The 18146-nt window shown below is 68.8% G+C and carries 17 protein-coding genes; 11 read left to right on the forward strand and 6 right to left on the reverse strand.

Annotated features, from left to right (window positions below; translation table 11 throughout):
- Positions 1 to 6 precede the first annotated feature (6 nt).
- From ACQY4O_RS01105 to ACQY4O_RS01125, 5 genes are read left to right on the forward strand one after another with little or no spacing between them, the layout of a single operon-like run.
- Positions 7 to 1059, forward strand: coding sequence for a ligase-associated DNA damage response exonuclease (locus ACQY4O_RS01105; RefSeq protein ID WP_428374408.1), 1053 nt, complete (start codon positions 7 to 9; stop codon positions 1057 to 1059).
- On the forward strand, positions 1056 to 2675 hold the full coding sequence (locus ACQY4O_RS01110) for a cisplatin damage response ATP-dependent DNA ligase (protein WP_428374409.1): 1620 nt from the start codon (positions 1056 to 1058) through the stop codon (positions 2673 to 2675). Before ACQY4O_RS01105 ends, ACQY4O_RS01110 begins: the two co-directional genes overlap by 4 nt.
- Positions 2676 to 2707: 32 nt before the next feature.
- On the forward strand, positions 2708 to 3916 hold the full coding sequence (egtB, locus tag ACQY4O_RS01115) for an ergothioneine biosynthesis protein EgtB (RefSeq protein WP_428374410.1): 1209 nt from the start codon (positions 2708 to 2710) through the stop codon (positions 3914 to 3916).
- Between the two features lie 8 nt (positions 3917 to 3924).
- Positions 3925 to 4929 carry an L-histidine N(alpha)-methyltransferase gene (gene egtD / locus ACQY4O_RS01120; RefSeq protein ID WP_428374411.1) on the forward strand — a complete coding sequence of 335 codons (1005 nt, stop codon included), beginning with the start codon at positions 3925 to 3927 and terminating at the stop codon, positions 4927 to 4929.
- 18 nt (positions 4930 to 4947) lie between these two features.
- Complete coding sequence (locus tag ACQY4O_RS01125) at positions 4948 to 5271, forward strand: YnfA family protein (RefSeq protein WP_428378067.1); 324 nt, start codon at positions 4948 to 4950, stop codon at positions 5269 to 5271.
- Between the two features lie 65 nt (positions 5272 to 5336).
- On the opposite strand, the gene dhaL is transcribed toward ACQY4O_RS01125, so the two are convergent.
- Positions 5337 to 6002 carry a dihydroxyacetone kinase subunit DhaL gene (dhaL, locus tag ACQY4O_RS01130; protein WP_428374412.1) on the reverse strand — a complete coding sequence of 222 codons (666 nt, stop codon included), beginning with the start codon at positions 6000 to 6002 and terminating at the stop codon, positions 5337 to 5339.
- A 4-nt stretch (positions 6003 to 6006) separates the two neighbouring features.
- Positions 6007 to 7026 carry a dihydroxyacetone kinase subunit DhaK gene (locus ACQY4O_RS01135; protein WP_428374413.1) on the reverse strand — a complete coding sequence of 340 codons (1020 nt, stop codon included), beginning with the start codon at positions 7024 to 7026 and terminating at the stop codon, positions 6007 to 6009.
- 153 nt (positions 7027 to 7179) lie between these two features.
- Between ACQY4O_RS01135 and truB the strand changes: the two genes are divergently transcribed.
- The 5 genes from truB (at position 7180) to ACQY4O_RS01160 (ending at position 14777) form a co-directional block, all read left to right on the forward strand.
- Entirely contained in the window at positions 7180 to 8100 is a 921-nt protein-coding gene (gene truB, locus ACQY4O_RS01140) for a tRNA pseudouridine(55) synthase TruB (RefSeq protein WP_428374414.1), read from the forward strand.
- Positions 8101 to 8137: 37 nt separating this feature from the next.
- A complete protein-coding gene (gene rpsO / locus ACQY4O_RS01145; protein ID WP_428374415.1) occupies positions 8138 to 8407 on the forward strand; it encodes a 30S ribosomal protein S15 in 270 nt (89 codons plus the stop codon).
- Positions 8408 to 8639: 232 nt separating this feature from the next.
- Positions 8640 to 10790: a polyribonucleotide nucleotidyltransferase gene (pnp, locus tag ACQY4O_RS01150; protein ID WP_428374416.1), complete on the forward strand. Its 2151-nt coding sequence runs from the start codon at positions 8640 to 8642 to the stop codon at positions 10788 to 10790.
- Between the two features lie 207 nt (positions 10791 to 10997).
- Positions 10998 to 12413: an NAD(P)H-dependent flavin oxidoreductase gene (locus ACQY4O_RS01155; protein ID WP_428374417.1), complete on the forward strand. Its 1416-nt coding sequence runs from the start codon at positions 10998 to 11000 to the stop codon at positions 12411 to 12413.
- A 195-nt stretch (positions 12414 to 12608) separates the two neighbouring features.
- On the forward strand, positions 12609 to 14777 hold the full coding sequence (locus ACQY4O_RS01160) for a TonB-dependent receptor (RefSeq protein WP_428374418.1): 2169 nt from the start codon (positions 12609 to 12611) through the stop codon (positions 14775 to 14777).
- 229 nt (positions 14778 to 15006) lie between these two features.
- On the opposite strand, the gene ACQY4O_RS01165 is transcribed toward ACQY4O_RS01160, so the two are convergent.
- A complete protein-coding gene (locus tag ACQY4O_RS01165) occupies positions 15007 to 16005 on the reverse strand; it encodes an asparaginase (RefSeq protein WP_428374419.1) in 999 nt (332 codons plus the stop codon).
- A 12-nt stretch (positions 16006 to 16017) separates the two neighbouring features.
- Positions 16018 to 16314 (reverse strand): putative quinol monooxygenase, encoded by a 297-nt coding sequence (locus ACQY4O_RS01170; protein WP_428374420.1) that lies wholly within the window; start codon positions 16312 to 16314, stop codon positions 16018 to 16020.
- 154 nt (positions 16315 to 16468) lie between these two features.
- On the opposite strand from ACQY4O_RS01170, the gene ACQY4O_RS01175 reads away from it, so the two are divergent.
- Positions 16469 to 16735 (forward strand): DUF3126 family protein, encoded by a 267-nt coding sequence (locus tag ACQY4O_RS01175; protein WP_428374421.1) that lies wholly within the window; start codon positions 16469 to 16471, stop codon positions 16733 to 16735.
- On the opposite strand, the gene rdgB is transcribed toward ACQY4O_RS01175, so the two are convergent.
- Together rdgB and rph are read right to left on the reverse strand one after the other, a co-directional pair.
- Positions 16732 to 17346, reverse strand: a complete 615-nt coding sequence (gene rdgB / locus ACQY4O_RS01180) for an RdgB/HAM1 family non-canonical purine NTP pyrophosphatase (RefSeq protein ID WP_428374422.1) — start codon at positions 17344 to 17346, stop codon at positions 16732 to 16734. The two genes, ACQY4O_RS01175 and rdgB, sit on opposite strands and share 4 nt — an antisense overlap.
- Positions 17343 to 18137 carry a ribonuclease PH gene (rph, locus tag ACQY4O_RS01185; protein ID WP_428374423.1) on the reverse strand — a complete coding sequence of 265 codons (795 nt, stop codon included), beginning with the start codon at positions 18135 to 18137 and terminating at the stop codon, positions 17343 to 17345. Before rph ends, rdgB begins: the two co-directional genes overlap by 4 nt.
- Positions 18138 to 18146: the final 9 nt, after the last annotated feature.

The following is an 18146-nucleotide window of genomic DNA, read 5'->3' on the forward strand; positions in this document are numbered from 1 at the left end:
AGCCGGATGGCGCCGCATCCCGAAACCTGGCTCAAGGTGCTCCCCGAGGGGCTGTTCTGCGAGCCCGGCGGGTTCTTCATCGATCCTCCCGGTCCCGTCGAGCGGGCCATCATCACCCACGCGCATGCCGACCATGCCCGCCCGGGCCACGGCGCGGTGCTGGCCAGCCCGCAGACCATGGCGCTGATGGATGTGCGCATGGGCGAGGGGCGCTCCGGGGCAGTGCGGCAGGTGCTGGACTATGGCGAGCCGCTCCTGCTGGACGGGGTGCGGGTGTGGTTGCAGCCGGCCGGTCACGTGCTCGGCAGCGCCCAGGTGGCGATGGAGTGGCAGGGCAGCCGGGCGGTGGTGTCGGGCGACTACAAGCGCGTGCCGGACCCGACCTGCCGCGGTTTCGAGCCGATCGCCTGCGACGTGTTCGTGACCGAGGCGACCTTCGGGCTGCCGGTGTTCCGGCATCCGCCGCCGCTCGGCGAGGCGCTCAGGCTGCTGGACAGCGTGCGGCTGTTCCCCGAGCGCACCCATGTCATCGGCTGCTACGCGCTCGGCAAGTGCCAGCGCCTGATCGCCCTGCTGCGCGAGGCCGGCTGGGACGGGCCGATCCACCTGCACGGCGCGCTGATCCCGCTATGCCAGGCTTACGCGCGCATGGGTGTGGCGCTCGGCGAATTGCGCCCGGCCACGGTCGCGGCCAAGGCCGAGCTGCGCGGTGCGATCGTGCTGGCGCCGCCGTCCGCCATCGCCGATCGCTGGGCGCGCCGGCTGTCCGACCCGGTGGTGTGCCTCGCGTCGGGCTGGATGCGGGTGCGCCAGCGCGCGCGCGCGAAGGGGATCGAGCTGCCGCTGGTGATCTCCGATCATGCCGACTGGGACGAGCTGTGCGCGACGCTCGCCGAGGTCGATGCGCCGGAGATCTGGGTGACGCATGGCCGCGAGGAGGCGTTGATCCACGCCGCCGAGCAGCAGGGCCGGCGCGGCCGGGCGCTGCGGCTGGTCGGCTACGGCGACGAGGACGAGGCGGGAGTCGAGGCTAACGCAGGCGACAAGGCGGGGGCATGATCGCGTTTGCCGAACTGCTCGAACGGCTGACGCTGACACCCGGGCGGCTTGCCAAGATCGCGCTGCTGCGCCGGTTCTTCGAGACCGAGCCGGATCCGGACCGCGGCATCGGGCTGGCGGCGCTGACCGGGGAGCTTGCCTTCGATGCCGCCAAGCCGGCGCTGATCCGGCAGCTCGCCGAGAGCCGCACCGACCCGGTGCTGTTCGCCTGGTCGTATGACTATGTCGGCGACCTTGCGGAAACCGTCGCCCTGATGTGGCCCGAGCGCAGTGCCGACGCGCCGCCGCCGCTGCTTGTCGAGGTCGTGCGGTCGCTGGCGACGACGCCGAAGGCCGAGCTGCCGGCACTGGTCGCGGGCTGGCTCGATGCCTCGCCCAGCACCGTGCGGCTTGCCATCCTCAAGCTGATCACCGGCGGCCTGCGGGTCGGCGCCTCGGTGCGCATCGCCAAGATCGCGCTGGCCGAGCTGAGCGGCGGTCGCATCGCGGCCGACGACATCGAGGAGGTCTGGCACGGGCTGTCACCGCCGTACACGGGGTTGTTCGCCTGGCTCGAGGGGCGCGGCGAGAGACCGGACCCGGCGGGTGCGCCGGTGTTCCGCCCGCCGATGCTGGCGCATCCGCTGGAGGTGCAGGACCTCGCGGCGCTGGACTACCCCGGTTTTGCCGCCGAATGGAAATGGGATGGCATACGCGTGCAGCTCGTCGCAACGCCCGGCGGCCGGCGGCTCTATTCGCGCGGCTCCGAGGACATCTCGGCGGCCTTTCCCGAAATCGTCGAGGCGATGGATTTCGACGCGGTGCTGGATGGCGAGCTGCTGGTGCTCCGCCACGGCGAAGTGGCACCCTTCGCCGACCTGCAGCAGCGGCTGAACCGCAAGGCGCCGACGGCGCGCATGATGCAGCAGTTCCCGGTCGGCATCCGGCTCTACGACATGCTGTTCGAGACCGGCGAGGATGTGCGGCCGCTGCCGTTCGACGCCAGGCGGCGGCGGCTGGAGGACTGGTATGCCCGCACGGCGCCGGCCCGGATGGACCTCTCCGAGCTGATCGACGTGCCCGACCTGCCCGCGCTGTCGGCGCTGCGCGATGCGGCGCGGGCCGCCTGCATCGAGGGTCTGATGCTCAAGCGGCGCGACAGCCCCTATCTGCCGGGACGCCCGAAAGGGCTGTGGTGGAAGTGGAAGCGCGACCCGCTGACCATCGACGCCGTGCTGATGTATGCCCAGCGTGGCCACGGCAAGCGCAGCTCGTTCTATTCGGACTACACGTTTGGTCTCTGGCGCATCGGTGATGGCGGCGGCGAGGAGCTGGTTCCGGTCGGCAAGGCGTATTCCGGCTTCACCGATGCCGAGCTCGTGATGCTGGACCGCTGGATACGCAACCACACCACGGCCCGCTTCGGTCCGGTGCGAGAGGTGGCGCATGGCCACGATAGCGGGATCGTGCTCGAGATCGCCTTCGACGCGGCGCAGCGTTCCACCCGGCACAAATCCGGCGTGGCGCTGCGGTTTCCGAGGGTGTCCCGGCTGCGTACGGACAAGCCGCCGCGCGACGCCGACCGGCTGGACATTCTGATGCGCCTGCTTGACGGTGAAGCAACCATCGCGACTTGATCGTGTTGTGAGCCCTCATTCGCGAGCATGGCATGTCCGAGCTTAAGCCGACCGCCCACCGTCCCGCAGTGCAGGAGCACTGCCGAGCGGTCCGGGCCTACACGGAACATCTCGCGAGTGGCCTCTCGCCCGAGGATCAGTGCGTGCAGTCGATGCCCGACGCCAGCCCGGCGAAGTGGCACCGCGCCCATACCACCTGGTTCTTCGAGCAGTTCGTGCTGGGGCCCAACCTCGCCGGCTATGCGCCGTTCGATCCCGCCTTCTCGTTCCTGTTCAATTCGTACTACGAGGCTGTCGGACCCCGGCATCCGCGCCCGATGCGCGGCCTGCTGACCCGTCCGGATGCGGCCCATGTCACCTCCTATCGGGCCCATGTCGATGCGGCGCTGGACCGGCTGCTGCAGGCGTCGGACGCGGATGGGCTCGCAGACCTGGTGACACTCGGCCTGCATCACGAGCAGCAGCACCAGGAGCTGCTGGTGACGGACGCGTTGCATGCCCTGGCGCAGAACCCGCTCGCCTGGCTGGACGCAGGGATCGCGGTGATCCCGGGCTGGACCGCGCCGCCGGCGCCTCCGGGTCCGGCCCGGTTCATCGAGCGTCCCGGCGGCCTGGCGGGCATCGGCCATGCCGGCAGCGGCTTCGGCTTCGACAACGAGTATCCCCGGCACCAGGAGATCCTGCTGCCGCATGCGCTGGCGAACCGGCTGGTGCGCAACGCTGCGTGGCTCGAGTTCATGCGCGACGACGGCTATGCGCGGCCGGACCTCTGGATGTCCGACGGGTGGGCCGAGGTGTCGCGGGAAGGCTGGAGCGCACCGCTGCACTGGCGTCCCGACGGGGCGGGTGGCTGGCGGCAGGTCACGCCGGGCGGCTGCGGCGCGGTCGATCCCGATGCGCCGGTCACGCATGTCAGCTGGTACGAGGCCGATGCCTTCGCACGCTGGGCGGGTGCCAGGCTGCCGACCGAGGCGGAGCTGGAGGCGGCGCAGCCGGAGCTGCCCGACTTCTTCGGCCATGCCTGGCAATGGACCAGCAGCGCCTACCTGGCCTATCCGCGCTTCAAGCCGGTCGCCGGCGCCATCGGCGAGTACAACGGCAAGTTCATGATCAACCAGATGGTGCTGCGCGGCAGCTCGCATGCGACCTCGCCGGGCCATGCGCGGGCGAGCTATCGCAATTTCTTCCAGCCCGACAAGCGCTGGCAGGTCACCGGCTTGCGCCTGGCGCAGGATCGCTAGGACAAGTCATGCCCGATCAGATGGCTGTTTCGGGGTCGCAGCGCGACCTCGATCTTCTCAACGGTGCGCCGTCGCAGCGCGACGCCGACCTCATGGATATCGTTTCAGGTCTGAAAGCGCGCCAGAAAACGCTGCCGACGCGGCTGTTCTATGACGAGGCCGGTTGCGAACTGTTCAGGCGCATCACGATGCTGCCTGAATATCACGTGACGCGGGCAGAGACGGCACTGCTCGATCTGCATAGGGACGAGATCACCGCCGACGTCGCCCACGACACGAGCCTGGTCGAGTACGGCGCCAGCGACGAGCGCAAGGGTGTCGCGTTGATCGACGCCGCCCCCGACGCGATCACGACCTATGTGCCGATAGATATTGCCGGACCGGCCCTTGCCGCCCTGGCGGCACGGCTGGAGACCAGCCATCCGACGCTGCGTGTGCAGCCGGTAGAAGCGGACTTCACCGGCCCGGTGAGCTTGCCGGCGGCTGGTGGCGGCGGACGGCTCGGCTTCTTCCCGGGCTCGACGATCGGAAATTTCGATCCGCCTCTGGTGCGGCGATTCCTGGAGCAGGCCCGTTCTGACCTCGCGGATGGAGTGCGCGACGCGCCAGTACGTTTCCTGATTGGCACAGACCTGTTTAGAGACCGTTCGGAACTCATCCCCGCCTATGACGACGCGGCCGGCGTGACCGCGCAGTTCAACAAGAACATCCTGCGGCATGTCAACCGCATCACCGGGGCTGCTTTCGACACGGCGCGGTTCAACCACCGCGCGGTCTGGAACCAGCAGGCTGGCCGTATCGAGATGCATCTGGTCAGCACGGTGGCCCAGGTGGTGGAGGTGGCGGGACATGGCGTCGCCTTTGCCCGCGGCGAGACGATCCATACCGAGAGCAGCTACAAGCACACGCGCGAGGGCTTCACGGCGCTGGCCAACCAGGCCGGCTGGCGGGCGGAGCGATTCTGGACCGATCCGGACGGATTTTTCGGCCTGCACGGGCTGCTTGCGGCCTGACCACGGGCGGTGCCGCACCTGCTGCGTGATGGCCTGGTCTATGCCTGCGCCGCGGTGGCGGAAATCTCCGGCTGCTTTGCTTTCTGGATGTGGTTGCGGCTGGGCCAAAGCATCCTGTGGGGCATCCCGGGCCTTGCCGCGCTGCTGGGGTTCGCCTGCCTGCTGACGCTGATCGACGCCGCGGCGGCGGGGCGGGCGTATGCTGCCTATGGCGGCATCTACATCGCGGCCTCGCTGGCCTGGCTGCGGGTCGTCGAGCAGGTCAGGCCCGATCGATGGGACCTGGCCGGCGCCGCCCTGTGCCTGCTAGGCGTGCTCGTCATCATCGCAGGACCACGATAAAAAGGATTTCAAAGGCGTGCCTTTGATGGGTTCCAAGGGCAAAGCCCGTGGCCTCGCCTTGCGTCCTACCCTTGCGTCGAGATGAACTCGCGCATCGCCGCGAGCTGGATCTGCATCGAGATCGCCCCCGGATCCGGGTGACCGAGCGAGCGCTCGCCGAGCGCGCGCGCCTTGCCGGTGGTGGCGATCATGGCGCGGCTGGCCTCGACGCCATCCTGGGCCGCCGCGGAAGCGGCCTGCATCATCGCCGCCAGCCCGTCCGCCTGAGCGGCCCGCGCCGCTTCGGCCGCCGGGGCCAGGGCGTCGATCATCGTCTTGGCGCCCGGCATCGCGCCGCCGCGTTTCTGCACCGCCGCCAGCCCCTGGTCGAGGAACGCGAGGAATGCGGCTGCATCGAGCGCAGTGCCGCTACAGGCGGTGGCGCCGCTGCGGTAGAGGGTGCCGAACACCGCGCCCGAAGCCCCACCGGTCTGCGACATCACCGCGGTGCCGACTGCCTTGAACGCATCCGCCGCGGTGGCCGGTTCGGTCTCGGCGAGCTTGTCGCGGGCGGCGGTGAAGCCGCGCCGCATGCCGATGCCATGGTCGCCGTCGCCCACCGCCTGGTCGGCCGAGGTCAGCCGGTCGGTGTTCTCGATCATGCGCGTGCAGACGAGCACCAGCATCGCGCGGACGGCGGCGGTCCCGAGTTCTTGAGCCATGAGTTCCTGAACCATGAGTTCCTCGGCCATGCTGCTAGCCTCTGCTGTAGGCGACCGAGCGGGCCGGGGCGTCGAGATGCCGCTTGAGCTCGTCGTCCAGCTTCAGCAGCGTGATCGAGTAGCCGGCCATTTCCTGGGTGGTCAGGAAGTGCCCGATCTCGGTACGGTGCACGCCGATCCCGGCCGCGTCCAGGCAGTGGCGTATGCGACGGTTGGCGATCAGCAGCTCCATCATGGTCGAGGAGCCGAGATTGTTGATCAGCAGCGCCACCTCGTCGCCGCGGTTGAACGGCAGGTCGGGAAGGAGGGCTGCCATCATCTGGTCGACGACGGCATCCGCCGGTCCGATCTTCTGCCGGCTCACCCCGGGTTCGCCATGCGCGCCCATGCCGATCTCGATCTCGTCGTCGCCGAGTTCGAAGGTCGGCCGGCCGGTCTCCGGGATCGAGCCCGCCGACACCGCGACGCCGATCGAGCGGGTATTGGCCTCCGCCTTGGCGGCGATGCGCCAGGCCTCGTCGAGCGTCTCGCTGCTCTCGCAGGCACTGCCGGCGATCTTGACCACGAACAGGTCGCCGGCGATGCCGCGGCGGTCGTGGTGGCGCTCGGGCGGGGCGGCTGCGACGTCGTCTCGCACCCGCACCGTGCGCACGGTGATCGCCGCGTCGTCGGCAAGCTCGGCCCCCATGTCGAAGTTCATGACGTCGCCGGCGTAGTTGCCATAGACATAGAGCACGCCGGCGCCGTCATCGATGGCCTGGGTCGCGGCCGCGATGGCATCCGGGCTGGGTGCTGCAAACACGTTGCCGCAGACCGCGGCGTCCGCGAGGCCCTGGCCGACCAGACCGGAGAATAGCGGCTCGTGGCCGCTGCCGCCGCCGACCAGGAGGGCGACCTTGCCCTGGCGGCCGCTCTGCTTGGCGGAGGGCTGCCGCAGCAGCACGGCATGCCCGTCCAGCAGTCGCGTGGTGCCGTCGGAGGCGAGCACCAGGCCGGCGATGGTCTCGGCGACGATGTCGGCGGTGTCGTTCAGGATCTTCTTGACGCGTTTCATCCGCTACCCCCGTTCCGGCGCTCTGCTGTCGCCTGGATCTCTCTCGCAGGCCAGCATATCGCGCGCGGGGTCGGGGTAAAGCACCCGCTCGTTTGCCGCGCGCGGCGGCCTCGTCTAAACGCGGCGGCACATGGCACGAGGCTGACCGACATCATGCGACGCAAGCGCGGACGCGCCCTGGATGGCTGGCTGCTGGTCGACAAGCCGTCCGGCCCGACCAGCACCGACGTCGTGAACCGCGTGCGACGGGCTTTCGATGCGCAGAAGGCGGGGCATGGCGGCACGCTTGACCCGCTGGCGACCGGACTGCTGCCGGTGGCGTTCGGGGCGGCGACAAAGACGGTGCCGTACATCATGGACGGCACCAAGCTGTACCACTTCACCCTTCGGTTCGGCGAGGCGCGGGACACCGACGATGCCGACGGGGAGGTGATCGAGACCTCGGAGCTGCGGCCGGACGATGCGCGGATCCGGGCCGGGCTCGCCTCCTTCCAGGGCGACATCATGCAGGTGCCGCCGATCTTCTCGGCGATCAAGGTGGCCGGCGAGCGCGCCTACGACATGGCGCGCGAGGGCCGGCCGCCGGTGCTGGAGCCGCGCCCGGCCAGGATCGACCGTTTCGAGCTGATCGAGCGGCCGGATGCCGACCGCGCGGTGTTCGCGGTGCAGTCCGGCAAGGGGGTCTATATGCGCAGCCTGGCGCGCGACCTGGCCCGGGTCTGCGGCAGCGTCGGGCATGTCTCGGCGCTGCGCCGGCTGCGGGTCGGGCCGTTCCTGGTCGAGGACGCGATTTCCCTGGACAAAATCATCGAGGGAGCGGACAACGCGCCCACCTCACCGGCGCTTCTGCGTCCGGTCGCGACCGCGCTGGCCGACATCCCGGCGCTGGCCCTGACCGAGATCGAAGCGGAAAGCCTCTCACACGGCCAGGCGATCAGTCTGGTCACGATGATGGGCCGGATCCCTGACAGCGCAAACCCCGCAGGGGGCATCGCGCGGGCCATGGACGGGGGGCGCGTGATCGGACTCTGCCGACTCGAAGACGGGTGGCTGCGTCCGGAGCGCCTGCTTTAACCCCCTGCGTAAAACCCAGGCATCACGGAGCATCACGATGTCGATTACAGCCGAGCGCCGGACGGCGCTTGTCGGCGATTACGCCAATGCCGCCAACGATACCGGTTCGCCGGAAGTGCAGGTGGCCATCCTCAGCGAGCGCATCGTCAACCTGACCGAGCACCTCAAGACGCACGCGAAGGACTTCCATTCGCGTCGTGGCCTGCTGATGCTGGTCGGCCGCCGGCGGCGCCTGCTCGACTATCTCAAGCGCAAGAACCAGGGCCGCTACGAGACCCTGATCGGGCGCCTCGGACTGCGGCGCTGAGTCTGGCCCGATAGGCGCCGCTTGAACCCGCAACCAGGGATGATTTCGGCAGGCGGGGTTCATCCCCTGCATGTCGTCATCATCCCTGGAGGCATTTTACCGGCACGGGAGCAAGGACCAGGGGTCGCCCGGCGTTTCAGGCCACATGGGGTGCTGCTCCATGCCGTCCGAGACGCCGCAGTCGCTCCGCCTGATGTCCTTCGTCCCCCGCCACAACTGAAAGGGGAACGCAATGTTCGACTTCTATCGCAAGGAAATTGACTGGGGCGGCCGCGCGCTGGTCCTGGAGACCGGCAAGATCGCCCGTCAGGCCGACGGCGCGGTGATGGTCTCGTATGGCGACACCATCGTGCTGTGCACCGCGGTCGGCGCCAGGAGCGTCAAGCCGGGGCAGGATTTCTTCCCGCTGACCGTGAACTACCAGGAAAAGGCGTTCGCCGCCGGCAAGATCCCGGGCGGCTTCTTCAAGCGCGAGGGTCGGCCGTCCGAGGCCGAGATCCTGAACTCGCGCCTGATCGACCGCCCGATCCGGCCGCTGTTCCCGGACAATTTTCGGAATGAGGTCCAGGTGGTCGCCACGGTCCTCAGCCATGACCTCGAGAACGATCCCGCGATCGTGGCGATGATCGGCTGCTCGGCGGCGCTGACCCTGTCGGGCATCCCGTTCTTCGGTCCGATCGCCGGCTGCCGGGTCGGCTATGTCGATGGCCAGTACGTGCTGAACCCGACGCTGGCCGAGACCAAGGCCGGCCAGCTCGACCTGGTGCTCGCCGGCACCACCGAGGGCGTGCTGATGGTGGAGAGCGAGGCGTCCGAACTCACCGAGGCGGTGATGCTGGGGGCCGTCACCTTCGGCCACGCTGCCTTCCAGCCGGTGATCCAGGCGATCATCGCGCTCGCCGAGCATGCCGCCAAGGCGCCCTGGACACTGGCCGAGCCGGACGCCGAGCTGGTGGCGCTCCGCCACCGCGTCGACACGCTGGGCCGCGCCTCGATCGGCGAGGCCTACAAGGAGCGGGTCAAGCAGGCCCGCTACGAGCGCGTGGGCGCCGCCAAGAAGCAGGTGAACGAGGCGCTGAAGCAAGCCGGGCTCGACGTCGACAAGGCCAAGCCGCTGCTCAAGGAGCTGGAGGCCGACATCGTGCGCGGTGCCGTGCTCGAGACCGGCCTGCGCATCGACGGGCGTGACCTGCGCACGGTGCGTCCGATCGTGGCCGAGGTCGGCATCCTGCCGCGCGCGCACGGCTCCGCGCTGTTCACCCGCGGCGAGACCCAGGCGCTGGTGGTCACCACGCTCGGCACCGGCCAGGACGAGCAGCTGATCGACGCGCTGGAGGGCGAGTACCGCTCGAACTTCATGCTGCACTACAACTTCCCGCCCTATTCGGTGGGCGAGGCCGGCCGCATGGGCTCGCCCGGCCGACGCGAGATCGGTCATGGCAAGCTGGCCTGGCGCGCCATCCATCCGCTGCTGCCCGGCAAGGAGGCGTTCCCCTACACCGTGCGCGTGGTCAGCGAGATCACCGAGAGCAACGGCTCGTCCTCGATGGCGACGGTCTGCGGCACCTCGCTGGCGCTGATGGATGCCGGCGTGCCGCTGAAGCAGCCGGTGGCCGGCATCGCGATGGGGCTGATCAAGGAGGCTCGCGGCTATTCGGTGCTCTCCGACATCCTGGGCGACGAGGATCATCTCGGCGACATGGACTTCAAGGTGGCCGGCACCGAGGCTGGCATCACCTCGCTGCAGATGGACATCAAGATCACCTCGATCACGCCGGAGATCATGCAGGTGGCGCTGGAGCAGGCCCGCGAGGGTCGCATCCACATCCTCGGCGAGATGGCCAAAGCGCTGACCGAGGGCCGCGCCGGCGTGTCGGCGACGGCGCCGAAGATCACCGTGATCAATGTGCCGAAGGAGAAGCTGCGCGACATCATCGGCACCGGCGGCAAGGTGATCCGCGAGATCGTCGAGACCACCGGCTGCAAGATCGACATCAACGATGACGGCACGGTGAAGATCGCGGCCAGCTCCGACGAGCAGGCGCAGAAGGCGATCGACCGCATACGCGGCATCGTGGCGGAACCGGAGGTCGGCGTGATCTATAATGGCAAGGTCGTGAAGGTGGCCGATTTCGGCGCCTTCGTGAACTTCCTCGGGGCGCGCGACGGGCTGGTGCATATCAGCGAGCTGGCGCAGGGCCGGGTCGCCAAGACCGCCGACGTGGTGGCGATGGGCGACGCGGTGAAGGTCAAGGTGCTGGGCTTCGACGACCGCGGCAAGGTGAAGCTGTCCATGCGCGTGGTCGACCAGGCCACCGGCGCCGACATCAGCGAAAGCGTCGGCTCGAAGGGACGCGAACGCCGTCCAGAGGACGCGGCGTAAGAGGCCAGGCGCGCCGCCGCCTCTGAAATCCATTGCTAAGGAGCGGGGTTTGGGGCCCCCTCTCCTGAGCGGCGGGGCCCCAACGGGTCCAGGGCAGCGCCCTGGCCTTCCCTTGCAAGATTATGCCATCCTCACGATCTGTAACCGAATAAGACAAATCTTCCGGAGTATCCGGAAGCAGGGCCGGAACGGAGCGCGCACGCCGTGATGAAGACGATCAATGCGATCAGGATGGCGGGTCAGGAGATCCTGCCGCTGATCGAGGGCGGCAAGGGGGTCTCGGTCTCGACCGGAGTCTCATCCGGACACTGGGCGGCCTCGGGCGGCGTCGGCACCGTCAGCGTGGTCAACGCCGACAGCTATGACGAGCAGGGCCGGGTGATCCCGCAGGTCTATCACGGCCGCACTCGCCGCGAGCGTCACGAGGAGCTCATCAGCTACGCGATCGCGGGCGGCATCACCCAGGCGCAGGCGGCGCACGAGCTCGCCGGCGGCCAGGGACGCATCCATGCCAACATCCTGTGGGAGATGGGTGCTGCCGAACGCATCATCACCGGCGTGCTCGAGGGGGCGAAGGGGCTGATCAACGGCCTGACCTGCGGCGCCGGCATGCCATACCGGCTGTCGGACATCGCGGCCCGCTTCGGCGTGCCCTACTATCCGATCGTCTCCTCGGCGCGTGCCTTCAACGCGTTGTGGAAGCGGGCCTATTCCAAGGCGGCCGACCTGCTCGGCGGGGTGGTCTATGAGGATCCGTGGCTCGCCGGCGGCCATAACGGCCTGTCCAACGGCGAGGACCCGACCCGGCCGCAGGCTCCCTATGAGCGCGTGCTGGAGCTGCGCCGCCTGATGCGCACCTTCGGTCTCGGCGACACCCCGATCATCATGGCGGGCGGCGTCTGGTGGCTCGACGAGTGGGAGGACTGGATCGACAACCCCGATCTCGGGCCGGTCGCGTTCCAGTTCGGCACCCGACCGCTGCTGACCCGCGAGAGTCCGATCCCGGACAGCTGGAAGCAGACCCTGCTGCACCTGAAGCCGGGCGATGTCTATCTCAACAAGTTCAGCCCGACCGGCTTCTACTCCTCCGCGGTGAACAACAGCTTCATGCGCGGCCTGCGCGAGCGGTCCGAGCGTCAGGTCGCGTTCTCTAGCGAGCCGCTTGGCGCGCACGTGGCGGCCTACGGGGTCGGCGCCCGCAAGCGGCTGGTCTATCTGGCACCGGCCGATCTGGCGCGCGTGCAGGCCTGGGAAGCGGAGGGCTTCACCGAGGCCCTGCGCACGCCGGACTCGACGCTGGTGTTCGAGACCCGCGAGCATGCCGCCGAGATCATGGCCGACCAGGTGGCCTGCATGGGCTGCCTGTCGGAATGCCGGTTCTCGAACTGGAGCCAGCACGGGCCCGATTACAGCAACGGCCGCAAGGCCGACCCGCGCTCGTTCTGCATCCAGAAGACCCTGCAATCGATCAGCCATGCAGCCCCCGAGGATGTCGAGGCGACCGAGAACAACCTGATGTTCGGCGGCCAGAGCGCGACCCGGTTCGCAAGCGATCCGTTCTACTCGAACGGCTTCGTGCCGACGGTGAAGCAGCTGTTCGAGCGCATCCTGACCGGACGCTGACCGGGCGGATCTTGTGTCAGGCAAGGGCCAGGGCTCTGCCCTGGACCCGCTGGGGCCGGAGGCCCCAGGCCCCGATTCTTTGAAATCTTTCTTCCTGCCGCATGGACAGACGGCCTTAAGTGATATCGTATAACATAGCTTTGCTACGTTATACGGTTGCTTTTGGCTTCCGCTGTCGCCTTGGAAGGACCTTGCATGTCACGCTGGTCGAGCCTGCTGTCCGCACTGATGCTGGGTTCGCTCTTCGTCGCCGGAGTGCCGGCCAGCGCCGCCGCCCAGAGTGGCCAGCCCCACACGCCTCCAGCGTCGCGGAGCCGATCTACGGACACCATCGACCCGGCTTCGGGCATGGAACAGGTGACCGTGCGTCTGGATCGCGCGCGCAGCGCTCTCGAACCCGATCTGGGAGCGACCGTCTATCGCCTCAGCCGGGCCAGCCTCCAGACCCTGCCGCAGGGTGACAATACCCCGCTCAACCAGGTGCTGCTGCAGGCGCCTGGCGTGGCACAGGATTCCTACGGCCAGATCCATATTCGCGGCGACCATAACGAGGTGCAGTTCCGGCTCGACGGGGTGCAGCTTCCCGAGGGCCTCTCGGTGTTCGGCCAGGCGCTGCAGACGCGCTTCGCCCATTCGCTGTCGCTGATCACCGGAGCCCTGCCGGCGCAGTACGGCTTCGACACCGCGGCCGTCATCGACATCACGACCAAGAGCGGCATCACCGATCCCGGCGGCGAGATCTCGCTCTATGGCGGCCAGCGCGATGACTTCCAGCCGTCCTTTTCCTATGGCGGCCATGTCGGCAACGTCGACTACTTCGTCACCGGTGATGCCCTGCATGACCGCGTCGGCATCGAGAACCCGGCCGGCACCCTCGATCCCATCCACGACTTGAGCAACCAGACGCATGGCATCGCCCACATCGCGTGGACGGTCGATGCCGATACCCGGGTCAGCCTGCTCGCCGGCGCGTCGAACGAGTTCTTCGAGATCCCGAACAATCCCGGCCAGACGCCGTCCCTCGGCCTCACCGACGGCACCGTCAGCCATGTCAACAGCAGCGACCTCACCGAGCATCAGCGCGAGATCACCGATTTCGCCATCCTCTCGCTGCAGAAGGAGATCGGCGCGCTCGACCTGCAGAGCTCCGTGTTCACCCGCTACAGCAGCCTCTCCTACACGCCCGATCCGCTCGGCGATCTGCTGTTCGACGGGGTGTCGCAGACCGCCTCGAAGTCGGTCCTGTCCACCGGGATCCAGACCGATGCCAGCTGGCGCGTGAGCGACCAGCACACGATCCGCGCGGGGCTCCAGATCACCGGCGAGCGGCTGGTCTCGAACACGGTATCGACGGTGCTGCCGGCCGGCGGCAGCGGCGGCGACACGCCGTTCCAGATCTTCGACGGGCAGGGCAAGACCGGCGGCCTGTACGGCGTCTATGTGCAGGACGAGTGGCACATCCTGCCGCACGTGACCCTCAACTACGGGACCCGCTTTGACGTCGTCGACGAATACACCCACGAGAACCAGCTCAGCCCGCGCGTCAACGTGGTCTGGCAGCCGTGGCAGACCACGACCATCCACGCGGGCTACTCGCGCTACTTCATCCCGCCGCCATTCGAGTTGGTCGGCGGCAAGGACATCGCGCTGTTCAACGGCACGTCCGCCGCGGCAGCGGTCACGCAGGACAGCATCGTCAAGGCGGAACGCGACAACTACTACGATGCCGGCATTACCCAGATCATCGTGCCCGGCCTGCAGGTCGGTCTCGACGCCTACTACAAGGAGGCGCAGAACCTGATCGACGAAGGCCAGTTCGGGGCGCCGATCATCCTGTCCGCCTTCAACTACGCGCATGGCGACGTTCATGGCTACGAGGCGAGCGTCACCTACGACCGGGGCCCGCTTTCGCTCTATGCCAACGTCGCGCTGTCGCGCGCGGTGGGCCGCGACATCGTCTCGTCGCAGTTCAGCTTCTCGGCCGATGAACTCGCCTACATCTCGCAGCACTTCATCTATCTCGACCACAACCAGACCTGGACCGGATCCGGCGGCGCTGCCTACACCGCGTTCTCCAGGACCGACCATCCGGCCAGGTTGTCGGCAGACTTGATCGTCGGCAGCGGCCTGCGCGCTGACGGCACGATCCCGAACGGCCAGGCGCTGCCGGGCTACGCCACGATCAACCTCGCGGCCGTGCAGACCTTCAATTCGGCGCCGCTGCGCGCAACGCAATTTCGCCTCGACGTGATCAACCTGCTCGACCGCGTCTATGAAATCCGCAACGGAACCGGCGTCGGGGTCGGCGCGCCGCAGTTCGGCTTGCGCCGGACACTCCTGGTCGGGATTGCGGAACGATTCTGAGCCGGTTCCGATGGCCGACACGTTGCTCTAGCAGGCCGCTGAAAAACCCAGAAACTCATCACGCCTTGCGCGACGAGTGAAGGCCAGGGGCGTTGCCCCTGGACCCCATCAAAGGCGAGCCTTTGAAATCCTTTAAGTTAAGAATCGGGGTTTGGGGCCCCCACTGCTCCAAGACGGGCCCCCAGCGGGTCAAGGGGAGAGCCCTTGCGCTTGGTTTTTCAATACCCTGCTAGGCCGCAGCCGGCCGGATCTCGCCGACACGGGTGCCGCTCCAGTTGGTCAGCACCGGGTTGAGCAGCGCCTGGAACGCGGCGCCCGCCCGCTCCTCCGGAGCCAGATACGGCGCGATCAGGGCCGTCATCGCCACCTCGGCGGCGCGCGCGGCGCCGTCACGGCACTTCACCGCGAACCCAAGGCCGAGCTCCGGCATCGCCGCCGCCACGATGCCTTCCGCGCCGATCTTGCTGAACAGTCGCGCGCCGAGCAGCGTCATGATCGTGGTGTCGTACCGGTTGCGGCCCGCGACCAGGAAGGGATCGGATGCCACCGCCGCCCGCAACCGGGCCGCGGCCCGGGCGCGGTCCGGCGACAGGCCGGCGCCGCAACCGACGCGGGCAAAGCCGGTCGCCAGCGCATGCAGGGGGATGGCGTAGGTCGGGATCCCGCAGCCATCGATCCCCCGGTTGCGGTCGTCGAGCACCGTTCCGACGAGGTCCGCGAGTGCCGCCGTGGCGGCACGCATCGTCGGATGGTCGGGGCCGACATAGCCGGCAGGATCATCGCCGGCCTCGACGGCCGCGCAGATGAAGCCGGCATGCTTGCCGGAGCAGTTGTTGTGCAGCGGCCCGGGGAACCGGCCGGCAGCCGCCAGCGCCTGCGCGGCGCTGCGCGAGGTCGGCCAGTGCGCGCCGCACTCCAGGCAGGCGTCGGTGCGGCCGGCCTTGCGGAGCATCGAGGCCGCGACGGCGACATGATGTGCCTCGCCGGTGTGCGACGCGCAGGACAGCGCCAGTTCAGCATCATCGAGCCCGAGACGGTCAGCGGCGCCGTTCTCCACCAGCGGCAGCGCCAGGATCGCCTTGACCGCCGAGCGCGGAAACTCGGCGGCCTCGATGTCACCGGCGGCGTGGATGACCCGGCCGCCGGCGTCGGTGACCACGGCGGCGCCGCCGTGCCGGGATTCGATACGGCCACCCCGCATCACCTCGGCGAGCGCCGCGTCAGCCATGCCGGAAAAGGCTCAGGCGATCTTCTTCAGTACGTTCAGGTCAATGCCGCCGTCCGCATTCTCCTCGACCGCCGCGACGAACGCCTGCAGGTGCGGCGTCTGCATGTGCGCGTCGAGCGCCGCTTTGCTCTGCCAGGTCTCGATGAAGACCAGCTTGCCCGCCTTGGTCGGGTCGGTGGTCAGCACGTAGGAGATGCAGCCGGCCTCCGCGCGGGTCGGCGTGATGCAGGCCTTCCCGGCCGCTTCGAGCGCCCCCTCGTGTCCGGGCTTGGCTTGAATGATGGCCACCACTTCGACTTCCTCGGACATGTTCCTGATCCTTTCTTGTGCAGGGCCAGGGCATGATCAGGTCGATCACGCCCTACTTGTCGCCTGAGGCGACAGAGTAGCGCCGGATGCCTGTTGCGGCGAGGCCGGATGCCCCCTACACCGCGCCTCCTGCCCGTGACTGCCCACCCCCGGAGTGCCCGCCGTCGTGAACGCTTCAGAGATCGCCCGTGTCCAGGCCTACCTGCGCAAGCTGCTCGGGTCGGACCGCATCCGTGTTGTCAAGCCCGTACGGGCCGGCATGTCGGTCGAGGTCGCGGTCGAGGAGGAGACCATCGGCACGCTGCACCGCGACGAGGACGAGGGCGAGGTGTCCTATGCGATGCATGTGACGATCCTGGAGGAGGACCTGCCAGCCGCCGCCCCGGTCCCGGGCCAGCCGACGAAGCCGACCCGGCGCTAGCGCTCCGGCAGGCATCCTGCGGCGAACAGCGCGAACGAGCGGGCGCGGTGGCTGATGGCGTTCTTCTCCGCGTCGTCCATCTCGGCGAAGCGCCTGGTGTCGCCGTCCGGGACGAAGACCGGGTCGTAGCCATGGCCGTTGCCGCCTCGTGGCGGCCACGCAAAGCTGCCGTCGATGCGGCCTTCGAAGCTGCGTGCCTCGGCGTCCGGCCAGGCGAGGCAGAGCACCGAGATGAACCAGGCGCGGGTGTCCGCGGGGTCGGCGCTCGCCGCCACCGCGTCACGCACACGCTGCATGGCCACGCTGAAATCGCGTCCGGGGCCGGCCCAGCGCGCCGAGTACAGCCCCGGGGCGCCCACGAGGGCCCGCACGCAGAAGCCGCTATCGTCGGACAGCGCCGGCAGGCCGGACGCGGCGGCGGCGGCGTGTGCCTTCAGTGCGGCATTGCCGGCGAAGCTGTCGGCGGTCTCCTCGGGTTCCGGCAACCCGAGCCGCGCCGCGCTGACCAGTTCCACCCCGGTGCCGGCCAGCAGCTGCTCGAATTCCGCGAGCTTGCCGGCATTGTGGCTCGCCAGCACCAGGCGGTCGCCGCGTTCGAGGCGTCGGCTCATGTGGCAGGCGCCTCCAGGGCGCGCGCGACCGCCTCGCGCTGGGCGGCGAACAGGGTCTCGGTGCCGAGGCGCGCGAGCCGCATCAGGTCGCCGAACTGCACGTCGTTGAACGGCGCCTGCTCGGCGGTGGCCTGGATCTCGACGATGCCGCCGCCCTGGGTCAGCACGAAGTTGGCATCGGCGATGGCGGCGCTGTCCTCGTCATAGTCGAGGTCGGCGACCGCGGTCGCCGCCCCCCAGGAGCCGACCAGGCCGCAGGAGATGGCCGCGACCTGCCCGGTCAGCGGCACCGCGGCGATCACCTTCTGCCGGACCAGCCGGGCGAGGGCGAGGTTGAGCGCCACCCACGCGCCGGTGATCGAGGCGCATCTTGTGCCGCCATCGGCGTTGAGCACGTCGCAATCGAGCGTGATGGTCATCTCGCCGAGCGCCTTGCGATCCACCACGGCGCGCAGCGACCGGCCGATCAGGCGCTGGATCTCCTGCGTGCGGCCGGACTGCTTGCCCTTTGCTGCCTCGCGCGACCCGCGCGTGTGGGTCGCGCGCGGCAACATCCCATACTCCGCGGTGACCCAGCCCAGGCCCTGGTTGCGCAGGAACGGGGGCACCCGCGGCTCGACGCTGGCGGCGCACAGCACCTCCGTGCCGCCCATGCGTATCAGCACCGAGCCTTCGGCATGATGCGCGAAGCCGGGTTCGATCGAGACTTTGCGGATCTGGTCGGGAGCACGGCCGGAGGGACGCCCGGCGTGGCCGGAGGCAGACCCGGAAGCGGGCATAAGGCGGGACATCTGGCATGG

Origin of the sequence: Lichenicoccus sp. (assembly GCF_965277665.1) — a bacterium.
In the GTDB taxonomy this organism is placed as follows: domain Bacteria; phylum Pseudomonadota; class Alphaproteobacteria; order Acetobacterales; family Acetobacteraceae; genus Lichenicoccus.